The sequence below is a fragment of the Streptomyces bluensis genome (assembly GCF_014650715.1).
Classification (GTDB): domain Bacteria; phylum Actinomycetota; class Actinomycetes; order Streptomycetales; family Streptomycetaceae; genus Streptomyces; species Streptomyces bluensis.
Genome location: NZ_BMVM01000032.1, coordinates 39,257 through 57,167 on the forward strand (window position 1 = coordinate 39,257; position 17,911 = coordinate 57,167).

Sequence of the window (17,911 nt, forward strand, 5' to 3'; positions counted from 1 at the left end):
GGCCGGCAGCCCGCGCACGGCCTATCCGGTGGAGCGCGCGGCCCTCGCCGCCGAGATCTGCCGTGCGACCCGTGGGCCGAGCACGGAGAGAACGAGCAGAACGCCGGTGACGACGATCTGCGACTGGGCGGAGACGTCTTGCAGGCTCATGACGTTCTGCAACGCACCGAGCAGGAACACCCCGGCGATGGCACCGCCCAACGTGCCCTTGCCGCCGTCGAAGTCGATGCCGCCGAGCAACACCGCCGCCACGACGGAGAGTTCGAGGCCCGTGGCGTTGTCGTAGCGGGCGCTGGCGTAGTGCAGCGCCCAGAAGATGCCGGTGAGGGAGGCCATCAGTCCGGTCACCGTGAACAGTATGAGCTTCTGCCGCTTGACGCGGATGCCCGCGAACCGTGCGGCCTCCTCGCTCGCGCCGATCGCGAACAGCGACCGCCCGAACGGGGTGGCGTGCAGCGCGACCACGGCGATCGCGAGCAGCACCAGGAAGGGCAGGAAGGCGTACGGAATGAAGGTGTCCCCGATGCGCCCGGCAGCGAAGTCCAGGTACTGGGTGGGGAAGTCGGTCACCGCGTCGGAGCCGAGCACGATCTGCGCGATCCCCCGGTAGGCGGCGAGGGTGCCGATGGTGACGGCGAGGGAGGGCAGTCCGAGCCGGGTGACGAGGAGGCCGTTGACCAGGCCGCACACCACGCCCAGCAGCAGGCAGATCGGGATGATCGTCTCGATGGCCATGCCCTGGTTCCACAGGGCTCCCATCACCGCGCCGGACAGGCCGGCGGTGGAGGCCACCGAGAGGTCGATCTCGCCCGAGACCACGAGCAGGGTCATCGGCAGGGCGATCATCGCGATCGGCAGGGTGTTGCCGATCAGGAACGACAGGTTGAGGGCGTTGCCGAAACCGTCGACGGTGCCGAAGGACAGCAGCAGGACCACGATGAGGAGGGCGCCAACGGCCCCGTCCCACCTCAAGGAGGCGGACCAGCGGCCGGCGCGCGGATGCGTCGAGTCAGCCATGGCGGGCGTTCCTCTTCTTCAGGGCGGAGGCCACGCGCAGGGCGACGATGCGGTCGACCGCGATGGCGAGGATGAGCAGGATGCCGTTGATCGCGAGCACCCACACCGAGCTGACGCCGAGGGCGGGCAGCACGCTGTTGATGGAGGTCAGCAGCAGGGCGCCGAGCGCGGCACCGTAGACGCTGCCGGAGCCGCCGGTGAAGACGACACCGCCGACCACGACGGCGCTGACGACGGTGAGTTCGTAGCCGTTGCCGGTGCCGGAGTCGACGTTGCCGAAGCGCGCCAGGTACAGGGCACCCGCGAGTCCGGCGAGGGCGCCGCAGAAGGTGTACGCGGCGAGGATCCGCTTGCGGACCGGGATGCCGGCGAGGCGGGCGGCCTCCGGGTTGGACCCGAGCGCGTACAGCTCGCGGCCACCGCCGAAGTGCTTGAGGTAGTACGCCGTCGCCACCAGCACCGCGAACGCGATCAGCGCCAGCCAGGGCACCGCGGAGATGCCGCCGGAGCCGAAGTTCACGAATCCGTCCGGGAGGTCGGCCGCCGTGATCTGGCGGGAGCCGACCCAGATCGAGTCGATGCCGCGGATGATGTACAGCGTGCCGAGCGTGACGACGAGCGCGGGTACCTGCCCGAGGCTGACGAGGAGCCCGTTCAGCAGGCCGAAGCCGACGCCCATCAGGACCGCCAGGACCACGGCCACGAGCGAGTTGCCGCCGCCCTGGAGGTAGGTACCGGCGGCGAAGGCGCTGATGCCGAGCGTGGAGCCGACCGACAGGTCGACGTTGCGGGTGATGACGACCAGCGACTGACCGGTGGCGACCAGCACGAGGATGGTCGCGTTGAGCAGCAGGTCCTTGATGCCCTGCTCGGTGAGGAACTCGCTGTTGCCCAGCTGGGTGATGACGATCATCACCAGGAAGACGACCAGGATGGCGAGTTCGCGCATCTTGAAGACGCGGTCCACGAGCCGGGTGCCGCTGGACTTGGGCACCTCGGCGGCGGGGGCTGGGTTCGGGGCGGTGACCGTCACGCGGCCCTCCCCGTGGCTGCGGCCATCACGGATTCCTCGGTGGCGTCGGAGCGGGGGATCTCGGCGGTGAGGCGGCCCTCGTGCATCACGAGCACGCGGTCGGCCATGCCGAGGATCTCGGGCAGGTCGGAGGAGATCATCAGGACGGCCACCCCGTCGGCGGCCAACTCGCTGAGCAGTCGGTGCACTTCGGCCTTGGTGCCGACGTCGATGCCGCGGGTGGGCTCGTCGACGATCAGTACCTTGGGGCCGGTGGCCAGCCACTTGGCGAGGACGACCTTCTGCTGGTTGCCGCCGGACAGTGTGGAGACGGCGTCGGCGATCCGCGCGTACTTGACCTGGAGTTTCACGGCCCAGTCGAGGGAGCGGCTGCGTTCGGCGCCGCGGTCCATCAGCCCGGCCTTCACGGTCGTACGCAGGCCGGTGAGACCGATGTTGCGCTCGATGGACATGCCCATCACCAGGCCCTGGGCACGCCGGTCCTCGGGGACGAGGGCGAGCCCGGCGGCCATGGCGGTGGAGGGGGCGCCGTTCGTCAGCGCCTTCCCGTCGACCTCGACCTCGCCCGCGTCCCAGCGGTCGACGCCGAACACGGCGCGGGCGACCTCCGTGCGCCCGGCGCCGACGAGTCCGGCCAGGCCGACGATCTCGCCGCGCCGCACCTCGAAGGACACGTCGGTGAAGACGCCCTCCCGGGTCAGCCGGCGCACGCTCAGCGCCACCTCGCCCGCCTCGACCTCCTGCTTCGGGTAGAGCTCTTCGAGATCGCGGCCGACCATCCGGCGCACGAGGTCGTCCTCGGTCATGCCCTCGACCGGCTCGCTGGAGATCCAGGCGCCGTCGCGCAGGGTCGTGACCCGCTGGCAGATCTGGAAGATCTCCTCAAGGCGGTGCGAGATGAACAGCACGGCGGCGCCCTGCTCCCGCAGCGTGCGGACGACACCGAAGAGGCGTGCGACCTCGCTGCCGGTGAGGGCCGCGGTGGGCTCGTCCATGATCAGGACCCGGGCGTCGAAGGAGAGCGCCTTGGCGATCTCGACGATCTGCTGGTCCGCGATGGACAGGCCGCGGGCCGGGCGGTCGGGGTCGAGTTCGACGCCGAGGCGCCGCATCAGGGCGAGGGTGGCGGCGTGCGTGGCCTTGTGGTCGATGCGGCCGAGGGCGCGCTTGGGCCGGCGGCCCATGAAGATGTTCTCGGCGATCGACAGGTCGGGGAAGAGCGTGGGCTCCTGGTAGATCACGGCGATGCCGGCGTCACGGGCGTCGGCCGGGCCGTGGAAGACGGTCGGCTCGCCGTCCAGCAGCACCTGGCCGGCGTCCGGACGGTGCACCCCGGCGAGCGTCTTGATGAGGGTCGACTTGCCCGCGCCGTTCTCACCGGCGAGGGCGTGCACCTCTCCGGGGAACAGCTCCAGGGACACGTCCCGCAGGGCGCGCACCGCTCCGAAGGACTTCGAGATGTCCCTGAGCGCCAGCACCGGGGCCGGACCCGTGTCGGACGGGTGGGTCATAGGGGCTCCTCGACGACGCCCGCGGGTCGGGCCTCACGGCGTCGTGAAAGGTTTCAACTGGGTAGCCGGGACGTTAGGCACGAGTCACAGGTCACGTCAATGGGTTCGTATCGAAATTCTTTCGATAGTCAGAGGTCACATACTGGTCACGGCGGACGCTCTGCGCGCCAGGGGTTGACAGCCCCTCCGGGGCCTCTTAGCTTCAGCTGCTGAATCGTTTCAGGCGGACCTCCTTCCAGACGGCCGCCGCCCGTTGTCCGGACCCGATGTCACAGGAGCCCTGAAGTGACCGAGCTCGCCGCGGTGAAGGCCGCGCTCAAGACCCAGGCCGTCGAGACGCCGTCATGGGCGTACGGGAACTCGGGGACCCGCTTCAAGGTGTTCGCGCAGGCGGGTGTTCCCCGCACTCCCCGGGAGAAGCTGGACGACGCCGCGAAGGTGCACGAGTACACCGGCGTCGCGCCGACGGTGGCGCTGCACATTCCGTGGGACACGGTGGACGACTACGCGGCGCTCGCGCGGTACGCCGAGGACCGCGGCGTGAAGCTGGGCGCGATCAACTCCAACACGTTCCAGGACGACGACTACAAGCTGGGCAGCATCTGCCACCCCGACGCGGCGGTGCGGCGCAAGGCTGTTGATCATCTGCTGGAGTGCGTCGACATCATGGACGCGACGGGTTCACGGGATCTGAAGCTGTGGTTCGCCGACGGGACGAACTATCCCGGCCAGGACGATGTGCGCGAGCGCCAGGACCGGCTCGCCGAAGGGCTCGCCGAGGTGTACGAGCGGCTCGGCGAGGGGCAGCGGATGCTGCTGGAGTACAAGTTCTTCGAGCCCGCCTTCTACACGACCGATGTGCCGGACTGGGGCACGGCGTACGCGCACTGCCTGAAGCTCGGGCCGAAGGCGCAGGTCGTCGTCGACACGGGGCACCACGCGCCGGGTACGAACATCGAGTTCATCGTCGCGACGCTGCTGAGGGAGGGAAAGCTCGGCGGGTTCGACTTCAACTCGCGGTTCTACGCGGACGACGACCTGATGGTGGGGGCCGCGGACCCGTTCCAGCTGTTCCGGATCATGTACGAGGTGGTGCGCGGGGGCGGATTCACGCCCGACGTCGCGTTCATGCTCGACCAGTGCCACAACATCGAGGCCAAGATCCCGGCGATCATCCGGTCGGTGATGAACGTGCAGGAGGCCACGGCGAAGGCGCTGCTGGTGGACCGGGAGGCGCTGCGCTCCGCGCAGGTGTCCGGGGATGTGCTGGGTGCCAATGCCGTGCTCATGGACGCCTACAACACGGATGTGCGGCCGTTGCTTCGTGAGGTGCGGGAGGAGATGGGGTTGGACCCCGACCCCCTTGCGGCGTATGCCGCGTCCGGGTGGGCTGCGAAGGTCGTGGCGGAGCGGGTTGGGGGGCAGCAGGCGGGGTGGGGGGCCTGACCGCTGCTTCTCGTCTGCCGGGTGAGGCCCGGTCGCAGGCTGCGGGCCGTGTGTGGCTGGTCGCGCCCGCGCGGCGGAGCCGCACATGGAACACAGCCCCGCGCCCCTGAGGGGGCGCTCCCCGTACCCCATTCTTGAGAAGGACGGAACAGACATGGCAACCCACCCCGAAGCCGCCGCTCTCCTCGCCCGTTCCCATCGGCTCGGCGCCGATCCCCGTAACACCAACTACGCCGGCGGCAACGCCTCCGCGAAGGGCACCGAGACCGATCCGGTGACCGGCGGGGACGTCGAGCTGATGTGGGTGAAGGGGTCCGGAGGCGATCTCGGCACGCTCACCGAAGCCGGGCTCGCCGTGTTGCGGCTTGACCGGCTGCGGGCGCTCACCGAGGTCTATCCCGGTGTGGAGCGCGAGGACGAGATGGTGGCCGCGTTCGACTACTGCCTGCACGGGAAGGGCGGAGCGGCTCCCTCCATCGACACCGCCATGCACGGGCTCGTGGACGCCGCCCACGTGGACCACCTGCACCCCGACTCCGGTATCGCGCTCGCGTGCGCGGCCGACGGGGAGAAGCTGACCGCCGAGTGCTTCGGGGACAGCGTGGTGTGGGTGCCGTGGCGTCGGCCGGGCTTCCAGCTCGGGCTGGACATCGCCGCGGTGAAGGCCGCCCATCCGCAGGCCATCGGGTGCGTCCTCGGCGGGCACGGGATCACGGCGTGGGGTGACACCGCCGAGGAGTGCGAGCGGAACTCGCTGCACATCATCAGGACCGCCGAGACCTTCCTCGCCGAGCGGGGCAGGCCCGAGCCCTTCGGGCCCGTCATCGAGGGGTACGACGCGCTGCCCGAGGCCGAGCGGCGGGAGCGGGCCGCCGCGCTCGCGCCGTACGTCCGGGCGATCGCCTCTCAGGACCGGCCGCAGGTGGGCCACTTCGACGACTCCGGCGTCGTCCTCGACTTCGTGGCCCGCGCCGAGCACCCGCGGCTCGCCGCGCTGGGGACGTCCTGCCCCGATCACTTCCTGCGGACCAAGGTGCGGCCGCTGGTGCTGGATCTGCCGCCCACGGCTCCGCTGGACGAGGCGGTCGCCCGGCTGGGCGAGCTGCACGCCGAGTACCGCGAGGAATACGCCGCCTACTACCAGCGGCACGCCGAGCCCGGCTCCCCCGCCATGCGCGGCGCCGACCCGGCCATCGTCCTCGTCCCCGGCGTGGGCATGTTCTCCTTCGGCAAGGACAAGCAGACCGCGCGGGTGGCCGGTGAGTTCTACGTCAATGCGATCAACGTGATGCGCGGGGCCGAGGCCGTGTCGACGTACGCGCCGATCGAGGAGTCGGAGAAGTTCCGCATCGAGTACTGGGCGCTGGAGGAGGCCAAGCTCCAGCGGATGCCGAAGCCCAAGCCGCTGGCGACGCGGGTCGCGCTGGTGACCGGTGCGGGGAGCGGGATCGGGAAGGCCATCGCGCGGCGGCTGGTGGCCGAGGGGGCGTGTGTCGTGGTCGCCGATCTGAACGGCGAGAACGCCGCCGCCGTCGCCGAAGAGCTGGGCGGGTCCGACAAGGCCGTCTCCGTCACCGTGGACGTCACGGACGAGGAGCAGATCGTCGCGGCCTTCAAGGCGGCGGTGCTCGCCTTCGGCGGGGTCGACCTCGTCGTCAACAACGCCGGCATCTCCATCTCCAAGCCGCTGCTGGAGACGACCACGAAGGACTGGGACCTCCAGCACGACATCATGGCCCGCGGTTCCTTCCTCGTCTCGCGCGAGGCGGCCCGGGTGATGATCCGGCAGAAGCTCGGCGGCGACATCGTCTACATCGCCTCGAAGAACGCCGTCTTCGCCGGGCCCAACAACATCGCGTACTCCGCCACCAAGGCCGACCAGGCGCACCAGGTGCGGCTGCTGGCCGCCGAGCTGGGCGAGCACGGTATCCGCGTCAACGGCGTCAACCCGGACGGGGTCGTGCGGGGCTCCGGGATCTTCGCCGGCGGCTGGGGCGCCCAGCGTGCGGCGGTGTACGGGGTGGAGGAGGAGAAGCTGGGCGAGTTCTACGCCCAGCGGACCATCCTCAAGCGGGAGGTGCTGCCGGAGCACGTGGCGAACGCGGTGTTCGCGCTGACGGGCGGCGACCTGACGCACACCACCGGGCTGCACGTCCCGGTCGACGCCGGCGTGGCCGCCGCCTTCCTGCGGTGAGCACACCGATGAGTGCGACCACGAGGTCCTTCGCCGCGGTCGACCTCGGCGCGTCCAGCGGGCGCGTCATGGTCGGCCGGGTGGGGGCCGGCTCGCTGGAGCTGACCGAGGCCCACCGCTTCCCGAACCGGCCGGTGCGCGTGCCGGAGGGGCTGCGGTGGGACGTCCTGTCGCTGTACGGGGGCGTGCTGGACGGGCTGCGGGCCGCCGGTGCCCGCTGCGGTGGCCGTCTCGACTCCGTGGGCATCGACAGCTGGGCCGTGGACTACGGACTGCTGGACGCCGACGGCGCCCTCCTCGGCAACCCGGTCCACTACCGGGACCCGCGCACCGAGGGCGTCGCCGAGAAGGTGTGGGCCACACTGCCCCCCGCCGAGCTGTACGCGGCGACCGGGCTGCAGTACGCGCCCTTCAACACCCTGTACCAGCTGGCAGCAGCCCGTGAGTCGGCCCAACTGGCCCATGCGAAGCGGCTGTTGCTCATTCCCGACCTGCTGACGTACTGGCTCACGGGCGAGCCCGGCACCGAGCTCACCAACGCCTCGACCACCCAGCTGATCGACCCGCGCACCCGTGACTGGGCGTATGGCGTGGCGGCACGGCTCGACATCGACCTGGAGCTGTTCGCGCCGCTGCGCCGGCCCGGGGACCCGGCGGGGCTGCTGCGGCAGCGGGTGCTGGAGGAGACGGGGCTGACCGGTCCGGTGCCGGTGACGACGGTCGGCTCGCACGACACGGCGTCCGCGGTGGCCGCCGTCCCCGCCACCGGTGAGCGCTTCGCGTACATCTGTACCGGCACCTGGTCCCTGGCGGGTCTGGAGCTGGACGCCCCCGTCCTCACCGAGGCGAGCCGGGCGGCCAACTTCACCAACGAACTGGGACTGGACGGCACGGTCCGCTACCTGCGGAACATCATGGGGCTGTGGCTGCTCCAGGAGTGCCTGCGGGAGTGGGGCGAGACGGATCTCGGTGAGCTGCTGCGGGCGGCGGGCGAGGCGCCGGCGTTGCGGTCGGTGGTGGACGCGGGTGACGCGGTGTTCCTCGCGCCCGGACGGATGCCCGAGCGCATCGCCGAGGCGTGCCGGGAGTCGGGGCAGCCCGTGCCGGACACTCCCGCCGAGATCACCCGCTGCATCCTCGACTCGCTCGCCCTCGCCCACCGCCGGGCCGTCACCGAGGCCCAGGAGCTCGCCGATCACCCGGTCGACGTGGTCCACGTGGTCGGCGGCGGCACCCGCAACGCGCTGCTCTGCCAGCTCACCGCCGACGCCTGCGGGCTGCCGGTGGTGGCGGGCCCGGCCGAGGCCGCCGCGCTCGGCAACGTCCTCGTCCAGGCGCGGGCCCACGGGCTGGTCGGCGACCGTGCCGCGATGCGGCGGCTCCTGGCGCGTACGCAGCCGCTGGAGCGGTACGAGCCGCGGGGCGACACGGCGGCGTGGCAGGCGGCTCAGGCCCGGCTCAGCACGCGGTGAGCGGGCCCCCTCCCCGTCGGCGCGCCCACGTCGTAACCTGCACTCATCCGATGATCGATCCCAAGGAGCCGCGATGCGTGTCGCCCTGTTCCTGACCTGCGTCAACGACACGCTCTATCCGGACACCGGCCGAGCCGTGGTGAACCTCCTGACCAGACTGGGCGTCGACGTCGACTTCCCGCTGGCGCAGACCTGCTGCGGGCAGGCCCACTACAACACCGGGTACCGGCATGAGGCGGAGCCGTTGGCCCGGCAGTTCTCCGATGTCTTCCGGGGCTACGAGGCGATCGTGACGCCGTCCGGGTCGTGCGGCGCGATGGTGCGGGAGCTGTATCCGCGCATGGGTGAACGGGCCCGTGCGGAGGGGCGCGGGGACACGCTCGCGCGCACGCTGGCGCCGGTCGTGCCGAAGACGTACGAGCTCACCGAGTTCCTGGTGGACGTGCTGGGTGTGACGGACGTGGGCGCGTACTACCCGCACACGGTGACGTACCACCCGACCTGCCACGGGCTGCGCGGCCTGGGCCTGGGCGACCGTCCCCGCCGGCTCCTGGAGGCGGTCAGGGGACTCGAACTGCGCGAGCTGCCCGGCGCCGACGAGTGCTGTGGCTTCGGCGGCACCTTCGCGGTGAAGAACTCCGATGTCTCGGCGGCCATGGGGACGGACAAGGTGCGCAACGCCGAGTCCACGGGCGCCGAGGTGCTGTGCGCGGCCGACAATTCCTGTCTGATGCACCTCGGAGGCACGATGACCCGGCTGCGGACCGGGATGCGTCCGGTCCACATCGCCGAGATTCTTGCGAGTACGGAAGAGGAGCCCCTGGGATGAGCGGAACGTTCGTGGGGATGCCGGCCTTCCCGAAGGCCGCGCACGACGCCGTCAACAACCCGACGCTGCGCGGCAACCTCCGCCACGCCACCCACACCATCCGCGCCAAGCGCGCCAAGGCGGTGTCCGAGGTCTCCGACTGGGCGGCGCTGCGCGAGGCGGGCAAGCAGATCAAGGACCACACGCTCCGTCATCTCGACCGGTATCTCGTGCAGTTGGAGGAGTCGGTCACACGGGCGGGCGGCACGGTCCACTGGGCGGCCGACGCCGACGAGGCCAACCGGATCGTGACGGGCCTGGTGAAGGCGACCGGCGAGAGCGAGGTCGTCAAGGTCAAGTCGATGGCCACGCAGGAGATCGGACTGAACGAGGCTCTGGAGGCCGAGGGCATCCACGCCTACGAGACCGATCTCGCCGAGCTCATCGTGCAGTTGGGCAAGGACCGGCCGTCCCACATCCTCGTCCCGGCGATCCACCGCAACCGCGGCGAGATCCGCGACATCTTCGCCCGTGAGATGAGCGCGTGGGGCCGCCCGGCGCCCGACGGCCTCACCGACACGCCCGCCGAACTCGCCGAGGCCGCCCGCCTCCATCTGCGCGAGAAGTTCCTGCGCGCCAAGGTCGGCATCTCCGGCGCCAACTTCATGGTCGCCGAGACCGGCACGCTCGTCGTCGTGGAGTCCGAGGGCAACGGCCGTATGTGCCTGACTCTGCCCGAGACGCTGATCTCGGTCGTCGGCATCGAGAAGATCGTGCCCACCTGGCAGGACCTGGAGGTGTTCCTCCAGACCCTCCCCCGCTCCTCGACGGCCGAGCGCATGAACCCGTACACGTCGATGTGGACGGGCACGACGGACGCGCAGACGGCGGACGGTCCGCGCACCTTCCATCTGGTCCTGCTGGACAACGGCCGCACCGACACCCTCGCCGACCAGGTCGGACGCCAGGCCCTGCGCTGCATCCGCTGCTCGGCGTGCCTCAACGTCTGCCCGGTGTACGAGCGGGCGGGCGGCCACGCGTACGGCTCGGTGTACCCGGGCCCGATCGGCGCCATCCTCAGCCCCCAACTCCGGGGCACGGCAAGCGAGATCGACGCCTCCCTGCCGTACGCGTCCTCTCTGTGCGGGGCCTGCTACGAGGTGTGCCCGGTCGCCATCGACATCCCCGAGGTGCTGGTGCACCTGCGGGAACGGGTCGCGCAGGGCGGCCAGGTCACCCGGCAGGGCACCAAGGTGGTGCTCAAACCGGCGAAGGGGCACGCCGCCGAGCGCGCGGCGATGCGTGCGGCCCGCTGGGCGCTCAGCCACCCGGGCGCCCTGCGCACCGGTCAGCGGCTCGCGTCCCGCACCCGCCGCCTCCACCCGCGGGCGTTGCCGGGACCGGGAAAGGCGTGGACCGGGAGCCGCGACCTGCCCGCCGTCCCCGCGGAGCCGTTCCGCGACTGGTGGCAGCGCACGCAGGGCGGAAAGGAGAACGGCAAGTGAGCAGCAGGGACGCGATCCTGGGCCGCGTACGACGCGCGCTCGCGGACGTACGACAGGACGACACGCCGTACGACGAGATCATCGACCGGAGTTATCTGCGCGAGCACGGCCACCGGAGCGTCGAGGAGACGGTGGACCTCCTCGCCGAGAACCTGGCCGACTACCGGGCGCTCGTGCACCGCTGCACGGAAGAGGAGCTGCCGGAGGTGCTCATGCGGCTCCTGGCCGAGCGGGGGTCGACCAGCGTGCTCGTCCCGCCGCAGCTGCCGCCCTCCTGGTTGAAGGCGGTGGACGCGACCCGTGTCCACGACCGCGCGAACAGCACCCCGCACGAACTGGACCGGGTCGACAGCGTGGTGACGGGGTGCGCGCTCGCGATCGCCGAGACCGGCACCATCGTCCTGGACGGCTCGCCCGACCAGGGCCGTCGCCGCATCACTCTCGTCCCCGACCACCACATCTGCGTCGTACGCGTCCCCGGCCAGGTCGTCTCCTCGGTGCCGCAGGGCCTCGAACGCCTCGACCCGGCACGCCCGATGACCTGGATCTCCGGTCCTTCGGCGACCAGTGACATCGAGCTGGACCGCGTCGAGGGGGTGCACGGCCCGCGCACCCTGGAGGTGGTGCTCGTGAGCGGTCAGCCCCGGGCCGAGGTCGTCCCGTAGCGTCTGGTGCTGCCGCAGGCGGGCCCCGCCGCTGCGGGACCCGCCGCGGAGGCGCTCCGGCTGGTCAGGTCAGCAGGTTGCAGTGCGCGGCCGGCCATGACGCAGGATCCCGCTGGTCAGGGCGACGGCTCGCACTCCGCCAGAGCCTTCGCGGCCACGCTCAGGTCCGACACCAGCCCGGCGTACGCGGCCTCTCGGTCCTTGTCGGAGGCGCGCAGAATGGCCGACGGGTGCAGCGTCGCGACGACGTACGCGCCCTCCTCCTCGCCCGGCATCCGGAGCAGGGCACCGCGGTCCTTCGTGACCCGGAACGAGCTGCCCATCAGGGCCTTGCCCGCGGTGGCGCCCAGGGCCACCACGACATCGGGACGCGTCAGGTGCAGTTCGGCCAGCAGCCAGGGGCGGCAGGCGGAGATCTCCCGCAGGTCCGGCGCCTTGTGGATGCGGCGTTTGCCGCCCGGGGCCACGGTGAACTTGAAGTGCTTGACCGCGTTGGTCACGTACGCCTCGTCCCGGTCGATGCCGGCCTCCTCCAGCGCCTTGCCGAGGAGCCGCCCGGCCGGCCCGACGAAGGGCTCGCCCCGCCTGTCCTCCTGGTCCCCCGGCTGCTCGCCGACCAGCACGATGCGGGCGGACTCGGGGCCCTTGCCGAAGACGGTCCGGGTGGCGTTCTCATGCAGGGGGCAGCCCTGGCAGCGGGCGGCGGCCCGCCGGTGTGCGTCGAGGCCACCGCTGCGGGGCAGATACGGCCCGGCATCGTAGGGCCGGCCGCCCCTCGTGTTCTCCCGCGTGGTCTTCGAGGGGCACATGGGCCTCACCTCCAGCGAATCCGAGTACCCCCTCGGTCCCCGCGAAAGCGTCGCGGCCGCCCCTCAAGATGCGGGCAGTCGCTCACCGCAGTGCCATGGAGACAAGAGACGGCTCGCGTCACGCGGGAGGGACGATGCCCTCACAGAGCCATCCGGAAGGCAGCGGGCCCCCGGAGACGGCGACCGACGCCACCGAGCGGATCTTTGAGCTCGAAGAAGAGGTTCACCAGCTCAAGGAGGCCGTCACCTCGCATGCCGTCGTCGACCAGGCGATCGGCATGATCGTCGCCTGGGCCCGGGTCACGCCCGACCAGGGCTGGTCGGTCCTGCGGGAGGTCTCGCAGCACACGAACATCAAGCTGCGCAACATAGCCGAGATGATCATCATCTGGGGCCGCAACGGCGAGCTGCCGCCGGAGATCCGGGCCGAGCTGGAGGACACCCTCGACCGCTACGGGCCCACCCGGCTCCCGTAGGACCTACCCGGCTCCCGTAGGCCCACCTGGTTCCCGCAGGAATCGGCGCTCCCTGAAGCCCGTGGCGGAGCTCCGGCGTGTTTCAGCGGCTTCATCCTGGTTAGTTCGGAGCGGTGAGGGACCGTTCTGACGAACCCGTCCCGGGAGGGTTCGACAGTGAGCTCACCGTCCGGCCGCCCGGTCGAGAATTCTCGACCGGGCGGCCGGATTGACCGGGAGGCTCGGTTGAACCGGGAGGAGGCTGGTTGGGGGCGCCACAGACTTCTCTCTGGTCACACGGACTCGGTCAGCATCTCGTCGCGCAGGCGGGCGCAGCAGCCGCTGATCAGCCGGGAGACGTGCATCTGGGAGATGCCGAGTTGCTGGGCGATGTGGCTCTGCGTCATACCGCGGAAGAACCGCAGGTAGAGAATGGTCCGCTCACGTTCCGGGAGCGCGCGCAGACACGGCTTGACGGACTCGCGGTCGACGACGAGGTCGAAGCCGCCGTCCGGTCCACCGAGGGCGTCCCCCAGCGAGAAGCCGTCGTCGCTGCCCTGGAGCTCGGCGTCCAGCGACAGCGTGCTGAAGCAGTCCAGAGCCTCCATGCCGACAAGCACGTCCTCCTCGCTGAGATGGGCGTACTCGGCGATCTCGCCGACGGTCGGACTGCGTCCGGAGACCTCCTGCGACAGGTCCTTCGACGCCGAGCGCACCCGGTTGCGCAGGTCCTGGACGCGGCGCGGCACGTGCAGGACCCACATGTGGTCCCGGAAGTGCCGCTTGATCTCTCCGGTGATGGTGGGGACGGCGTAGCTCTCGAAGGCGTTGCCCCGCACCGGGTCGTAGCGGTCGACGGCCTTGACGAGGCCGAGCGCCGCCACCTGACAGAGGTCTTCGAGAGACTCGCCGCGCCCCCGGAACCGGACGGCGATCCGCTCGGCCATGGGCAGCCATGCCTGGACGATGTCGTCACGCAACGCCTGGCTCTCCGGCCCGTCCGGCAGCGCCCGGAGCCGGTCGAAGGCGTCGGCCGTGTCGGGGGCGTCGTCGTGCGGATGTTGCCTCGTTCTCACGGTGATGCGCATACGCGTCGCATCTCCCTCCACGAGTGACCGGGCAGTCACCATGGGAGGGCGCGCACTCGGACCGCACGGGGAGACACTCGGGGCCTGGCGCACCAGCTCCCACGGACGTGCCTCCTGTCCGAAGCACTACCCGCTCATTTCCCGCCTTTCGGACTAAAGAAACAATTCGGACGGACTCATTTCCGATGACCTGATGATGCGGGCCGTCGAGCTAACCCGGTGACTTGGCGTAACCCGTCGCCATGCCACCCGCGAAGTCGTACAGCACGCACTGTTCGTCACCCACGACCCAGGCGTCGTGTCCGGGCGGGACGACAAAGGCCTCGCCGGCTTCGAGCTCGGCCTCCTCACCGCCCTCCATACGGATACGCATACGTCCCTGGACGATATAGCCGGTGTGGTGGACCTGGCAGTGCTCGGTGCCCATGATCGGTGCCACGGACTCCGTCCAGCGCCAGCCGGGGTCGAAGGTGGCCACGGCGAAGTCCAGTCCGGTCAGATGGACCGCCTCCAGGTGCCCGCGCGGGAAATCGCGCCGTTCGTCGGGCTTGCCGACCATTTTCGCCTCAATCATGACGGCTCCTTCTGTTCCGGCAATTCCGCTCCCCCATGTCCATCGTCCGTCTGTCAAGCCGGGACTGCCATCGGAGGGACAGCGGTGACGGGCACGGCTCGTGCGGGCCACCACCGTGCGCGACCGCCGTCGGCACGACCCATCCCGTGGTGCCGACGAGGGGCGGGACGCCGGGTGGGGGTGGGTGACGTGGGAGCGGCACCCACCCCCGTGGGTGACGTGGGAGCGGCACCCACCCCCGTGGACGATCAGCTGCACTTACGTCCGGTGTTGATGCACTGCGTCATCTTCTTCATCAGCCGCTCGTCGAAGACGTTGATGAAGTCGTCGTGGTCGGTGACGGGCTTGTGCGCCTGCTCGGGGAAGCCGTCCACGGCGAAGAACGGTCGGGTCTTGCCGTTGTCCTTCACGCTGGGCGCGTCCGCGTCGTACACCAGACGGTGGACCAGCTGCGGAATGGCCTTGAAGCCGCTCGGGCACGCGCCGCTCGCGTCGGCGAAGGCCACGTGCGTACGGTGGTTGGCGCTGTCGATGTTGCTGCCGTCCCAGCAGCTCTGGTACTTGAACGTACGCACCACGTCGCTGCCCGACGGGCAGAGGGGGTACTTGTCCTTCAGCTGCACCTTGTTCTCGAAGCCGGTGCAGCTCCAGGAGGCATTGGCGTTCGCCGTGCCGTTGGTGAACGCCTTGGCGTCACCGGTGATGATGCGCAGGAACTTCGGCATCGCCACCACCTTGCCGCGGGGGTTGCCGACGAAGGTCAGGGTGGACTTCTTGGCCGTCAGGATCTTGCCGGTGTTGCCCTCGGCGCCGCCGCCCTGCTGGTCCGCGTCGAACTCCTTGGTGCCGTCCTGCAGACGCAGCACCGGCCAGTAGTAGGAGGACTTGTCGCCGCGGTTCTGGCAACTGGTCTTTGCCTTGGCGAAGTCCTGGTCGGTCGCGAAGGCGTTGTTGGACTGGTTGCCGACGTAGTCGTGCGTGTGGTGTGCGCCGTTGGTGACACCGGGCGCGACGATGACGTTGTCGGTGTTGTACAGCTTGTTGGCGTTCACGCCGCACTTGGTGGCGAAGGTGCCCGTCGAGGCCTTCCCCGACTTGCGCGGTGCGCTCACATTGGGGCGGACCTTGGTGATGTCCACGTAGTCGGCGGCGACGGGGCCGTTACCGGCCGGTTGTCCGGCATTGCCGTTGCCGCCGCCCTGGTTGCCGCCCTGGTTGTTGCCACCCCCCTGGTTGTTGCCCTGACCGGCGTCGGTCTGGTTACCACCGGTGGACAGCAACGTGCAGGCGGCCAGAGCCTCAAGGCCCTGCGGCTTGGCGCCCGAGCGGCCGATGGCGATCACGATCCGGTCGATCGTGGCCGTCCGCTTGTCCTTCAGCGGGCCCACGATCGCGTTCTGCGCGAAGCCGGCGTCCTGCTGCATGGCCCGCTGGGACGTGGAAAGACGCTGGTATGCCTCGGCTATCTGCTTGTCGAGGAGCGCCAGTTCCTTGTCCACCTGAGACCGGGCCCGGTCGGGAACCGCCTTTAACTGCTGGCCGACGTCGGGGCAGTCGATGGTGGAGGTCGGGGTCGCCGCCGACTGGTTCTGGGCGGAAGCCTGCGCCGTGCTGGTCTCACCGGCTGAGGCGTAGATGTTGGCCGCCACGATTCCACCGGCTCCCATGGCCAGCGCTGCCACCGCGCCCACAGCTCGAACGGTGGTCTTCGATCTCTTTCGCGTGTTGCGTCTCATCAGGCCTCTCTGAAACTTCCTCTGAGCCGGCGGTTGCGTCCGGTGTGTGTGAAGCTCCCTTCGATACGGATCTGAGCGCCACATGTTCAGCGAAGTCTCAGATTCATGGTTTCCTCCATGAACGAACCAGACATGAGGGAACGAATCCGGCACCAGAGGCGAGTCACCCACACCGCCCCACGCCGGAACGGCCGTTGAGCAAAAAGATTCGTGGTACAGCTATTTCAAGCCAACGGTGCAGCACAGAGCTAGTGACTCGCGTCACGACCAGAACGACCAAAAGACACACTATGAGCTCTGGCGACTGAAGGATTTACCCGCCTGACCTGGGTCTCTAACCTCCCGGCAACAGCTGCCAGAAGGCACGCGTTCAAAGGAGAACCATGGCCAGATCCAGCCACCTCGGCTCACGAGACGTCGCCGCCACGGGCACCACACCCGGGCTCGCTCACCCCGCCCGTCGCCGCTCCGCGACCGCGCTCGGCGTGGTCCTCGCGCTCGGACTGCTGACCGCCTGCGGGGGCGGCGACAAGCCCGCGGTGGCGGAGAACAAGATCAGCACGGGAAAGGTGCCCGTCTACTACCCCAAGGACTACAACGCCCTGATCGCGCAGGCGAAGAAGGAGGGCGGCAAGATCACCGTCTACTCCAACCTCGGCGACGAGAACATGGCGCCCATCGTCCGTGACTTCAAGAAGAAGTACGACTTCATCAAGACCGTCTCGGTCAACGAGCTCGACAGCGACGAGCTGTTCCAGAAGGTCCTCTCGGAGAACGCGGCCGGGAGTTCGCCCGCGGACGTGCTGATCTCCAGCGCGGCGAGCGCCTGGGCGAACTTCGCGCAGCGCGAGGGCACGGTGATGGAGTACAAGACCCCGGAGCTCGCCGCACTCGGCGACGAAGCGGAGCTGCTGCCCAGCGTCTACTCGCTGTCGCAGGACCCGATGACGATCGCCTACAACACGAGCCTGATGGAGAAGCCGCCGACCGGCATGGCCGACCTGGCCAGAATCGTGAGCGCCGACGAGGGCAAGTTCAAGAACAAGGTGACGGTCCGTGACCCGGAGGGCTCGTTCGGCTTCTCGGTGACCAAGGCGCTGACCGAGGGCAACCCCGGGGCGTGGGACGCGCTGAAGACGATCCTCCCGCTGACCCGTCCGGAGACCTCCTCCGGGACGCAGCTGGAGAAGATCGTCTCCGGTGAGTACACGGCGGGCTTCCTGATCAGCGCCTCGCCCGCGTACCCGGTCGTCGACGACAGCGCCGGGCTGGTGAAGATCGTCTTCCCTGAGGACGGCACCGTGGTCCTCCCCCGTGGCATGGGCATCTCCGCCGAGGCGCCGCACCCGGCGACCTCGAAGCTGTTCATGGACTTCGCGCTCTCCACGGAGGGCCAGCGCGCGGTCGCCGAGGGCGGACTGGCCTCCTACCGCGAGGGCGTCAAGGGCCGGGGCCTGCACACGTACCAGGAGGTCGTGGACAAGGTCGGCGAGGACAAGATCATCCACGTCGACTACTCCGCCGTCGCGAAGAACGACGCCGACGCCTGGCTCGAACGCTTCAACGGCCTCCTCAAGAAGTAGGCAGCCCGGGACGAT

At 69.9% G+C, this 17,911-nt stretch carries 15 protein-coding genes; 8 read left to right on the top strand and 7 right to left on the bottom strand.

Annotated elements, in window-relative coordinates; translation table 11 throughout:
• Nucleotides 1–21: 21 nt before the first annotated feature.
• From IE262_RS38140 to IE262_RS38150, 3 genes are read right to left on the bottom strand one after another with little or no spacing between them, the layout of a single operon-like run.
• On the bottom strand, nucleotides 22–1,017 hold the full coding sequence (locus IE262_RS38140; RefSeq protein WP_134040997.1) for an ABC transporter permease: 996 nt from the start codon (nucleotides 1,015–1,017) through the stop codon (nucleotides 22–24).
• Nucleotides 1,010–2,050, bottom strand: coding sequence for an ABC transporter permease (locus tag IE262_RS38145; protein ID WP_189880174.1), 1,041 nt, complete (start codon nucleotides 2,048–2,050; stop codon nucleotides 1,010–1,012). The genes IE262_RS38140 and IE262_RS38145 overlap by 8 nt, the downstream gene beginning before the upstream one ends.
• Nucleotides 2,047–3,561, bottom strand: a complete 1,515-nt coding sequence (locus IE262_RS38150) for a sugar ABC transporter ATP-binding protein (RefSeq protein ID WP_134040993.1) — start codon at nucleotides 3,559–3,561, stop codon at nucleotides 2,047–2,049. Before IE262_RS38150 ends, IE262_RS38145 begins: the two co-directional genes overlap by 4 nt.
• Before the next feature lie 285 nt (nucleotides 3,562–3,846).
• Between IE262_RS38150 and rhaI the strand changes: the two genes are divergently transcribed.
• From rhaI to IE262_RS38180, 6 genes are all read left to right on the top strand, one after another.
• Nucleotides 3,847–5,007 carry an L-rhamnose isomerase gene (gene rhaI, locus IE262_RS38155; protein ID WP_134040991.1) on the top strand — a complete coding sequence of 387 codons (1,161 nt, stop codon included), beginning with the start codon at nucleotides 3,847–3,849 and terminating at the stop codon, nucleotides 5,005–5,007.
• Between the two features lie 154 nt (nucleotides 5,008–5,161).
• Complete coding sequence (locus IE262_RS38160) at nucleotides 5,162–7,201, top strand: bifunctional aldolase/short-chain dehydrogenase (RefSeq protein WP_189880176.1); 2,040 nt, start codon at nucleotides 5,162–5,164, stop codon at nucleotides 7,199–7,201.
• An 8-nt stretch (nucleotides 7,202–7,209) separates the two neighbouring features.
• On the top strand, nucleotides 7,210–8,673 hold the full coding sequence (locus tag IE262_RS38165) for a rhamnulokinase (RefSeq protein ID WP_189880177.1): 1,464 nt from the start codon (nucleotides 7,210–7,212) through the stop codon (nucleotides 8,671–8,673).
• A gap of 73 nt (nucleotides 8,674–8,746) precedes the next feature.
• Entirely contained in the window at nucleotides 8,747–9,502 is a 756-nt protein-coding gene (locus IE262_RS38170) for a (Fe-S)-binding protein (RefSeq protein WP_189880179.1), read from the top strand.
• Nucleotides 9,499–10,986 carry a LutB/LldF family L-lactate oxidation iron-sulfur protein gene (locus IE262_RS38175; RefSeq protein ID WP_189880181.1) on the top strand — a complete coding sequence of 496 codons (1,488 nt, stop codon included), beginning with the start codon at nucleotides 9,499–9,501 and terminating at the stop codon, nucleotides 10,984–10,986. Before IE262_RS38170 ends, IE262_RS38175 begins: the two co-directional genes overlap by 4 nt.
• The gene (locus IE262_RS38180; protein ID WP_134040981.1) at nucleotides 10,983–11,651 is read left to right on the top strand and encodes a LutC/YkgG family protein; all 669 of its coding nucleotides are present in this window, start codon (nucleotides 10,983–10,985) and stop codon (nucleotides 11,649–11,651) included. The genes IE262_RS38175 and IE262_RS38180 overlap by 4 nt, the downstream gene beginning before the upstream one ends.
• Nucleotides 11,652–11,767: 116 nt before the next feature.
• Here the strand turns inward: IE262_RS38180 and IE262_RS38185 are convergent, their stop codons facing one another.
• Nucleotides 11,768–12,460: a UdgX family uracil-DNA binding protein gene (locus tag IE262_RS38185; protein WP_189880183.1), complete on the bottom strand. Its 693-nt coding sequence runs from the start codon at nucleotides 12,458–12,460 to the stop codon at nucleotides 11,768–11,770.
• A 134-nt stretch (nucleotides 12,461–12,594) separates the two neighbouring features.
• Here IE262_RS38185 and IE262_RS38190 point away from each other — a divergent pair, with 134 nt between their 5' ends.
• On the top strand, nucleotides 12,595–12,936 hold the full coding sequence (locus IE262_RS38190) for an ANTAR domain-containing protein (protein ID WP_189880185.1): 342 nt from the start codon (nucleotides 12,595–12,597) through the stop codon (nucleotides 12,934–12,936).
• A 272-nt stretch (nucleotides 12,937–13,208) separates the two neighbouring features.
• Here IE262_RS38190 and IE262_RS38195 read toward each other — a convergent pair whose 3' ends face one another.
• From IE262_RS38195 to IE262_RS38205, 3 genes are all read right to left on the bottom strand, one after another.
• Nucleotides 13,209–14,003 carry an RNA polymerase sigma factor SigF gene (locus IE262_RS38195; RefSeq protein WP_134040975.1) on the bottom strand — a complete coding sequence of 265 codons (795 nt, stop codon included), beginning with the start codon at nucleotides 14,001–14,003 and terminating at the stop codon, nucleotides 13,209–13,211.
• Between the two features lie 211 nt (nucleotides 14,004–14,214).
• Nucleotides 14,215–14,577: a cupin domain-containing protein gene (locus tag IE262_RS38200; RefSeq protein ID WP_134040973.1), complete on the bottom strand. Its 363-nt coding sequence runs from the start codon at nucleotides 14,575–14,577 to the stop codon at nucleotides 14,215–14,217.
• A 248-nt stretch (nucleotides 14,578–14,825) separates the two neighbouring features.
• Nucleotides 14,826–16,313: a DUF1996 domain-containing protein gene (locus tag IE262_RS38205; protein ID WP_189880187.1), complete on the bottom strand. Its 1,488-nt coding sequence runs from the start codon at nucleotides 16,311–16,313 to the stop codon at nucleotides 14,826–14,828.
• A 383-nt stretch (nucleotides 16,314–16,696) separates the two neighbouring features.
• Here IE262_RS38205 and IE262_RS38210 point away from each other — a divergent pair, with 383 nt between their 5' ends.
• Entirely contained in the window at nucleotides 16,697–17,896 is a 1,200-nt protein-coding gene (locus tag IE262_RS38210; protein ID WP_189880189.1) for an ABC transporter substrate-binding protein, read from the top strand.
• Nucleotides 17,897–17,911 lie beyond the last annotated feature (15 nt).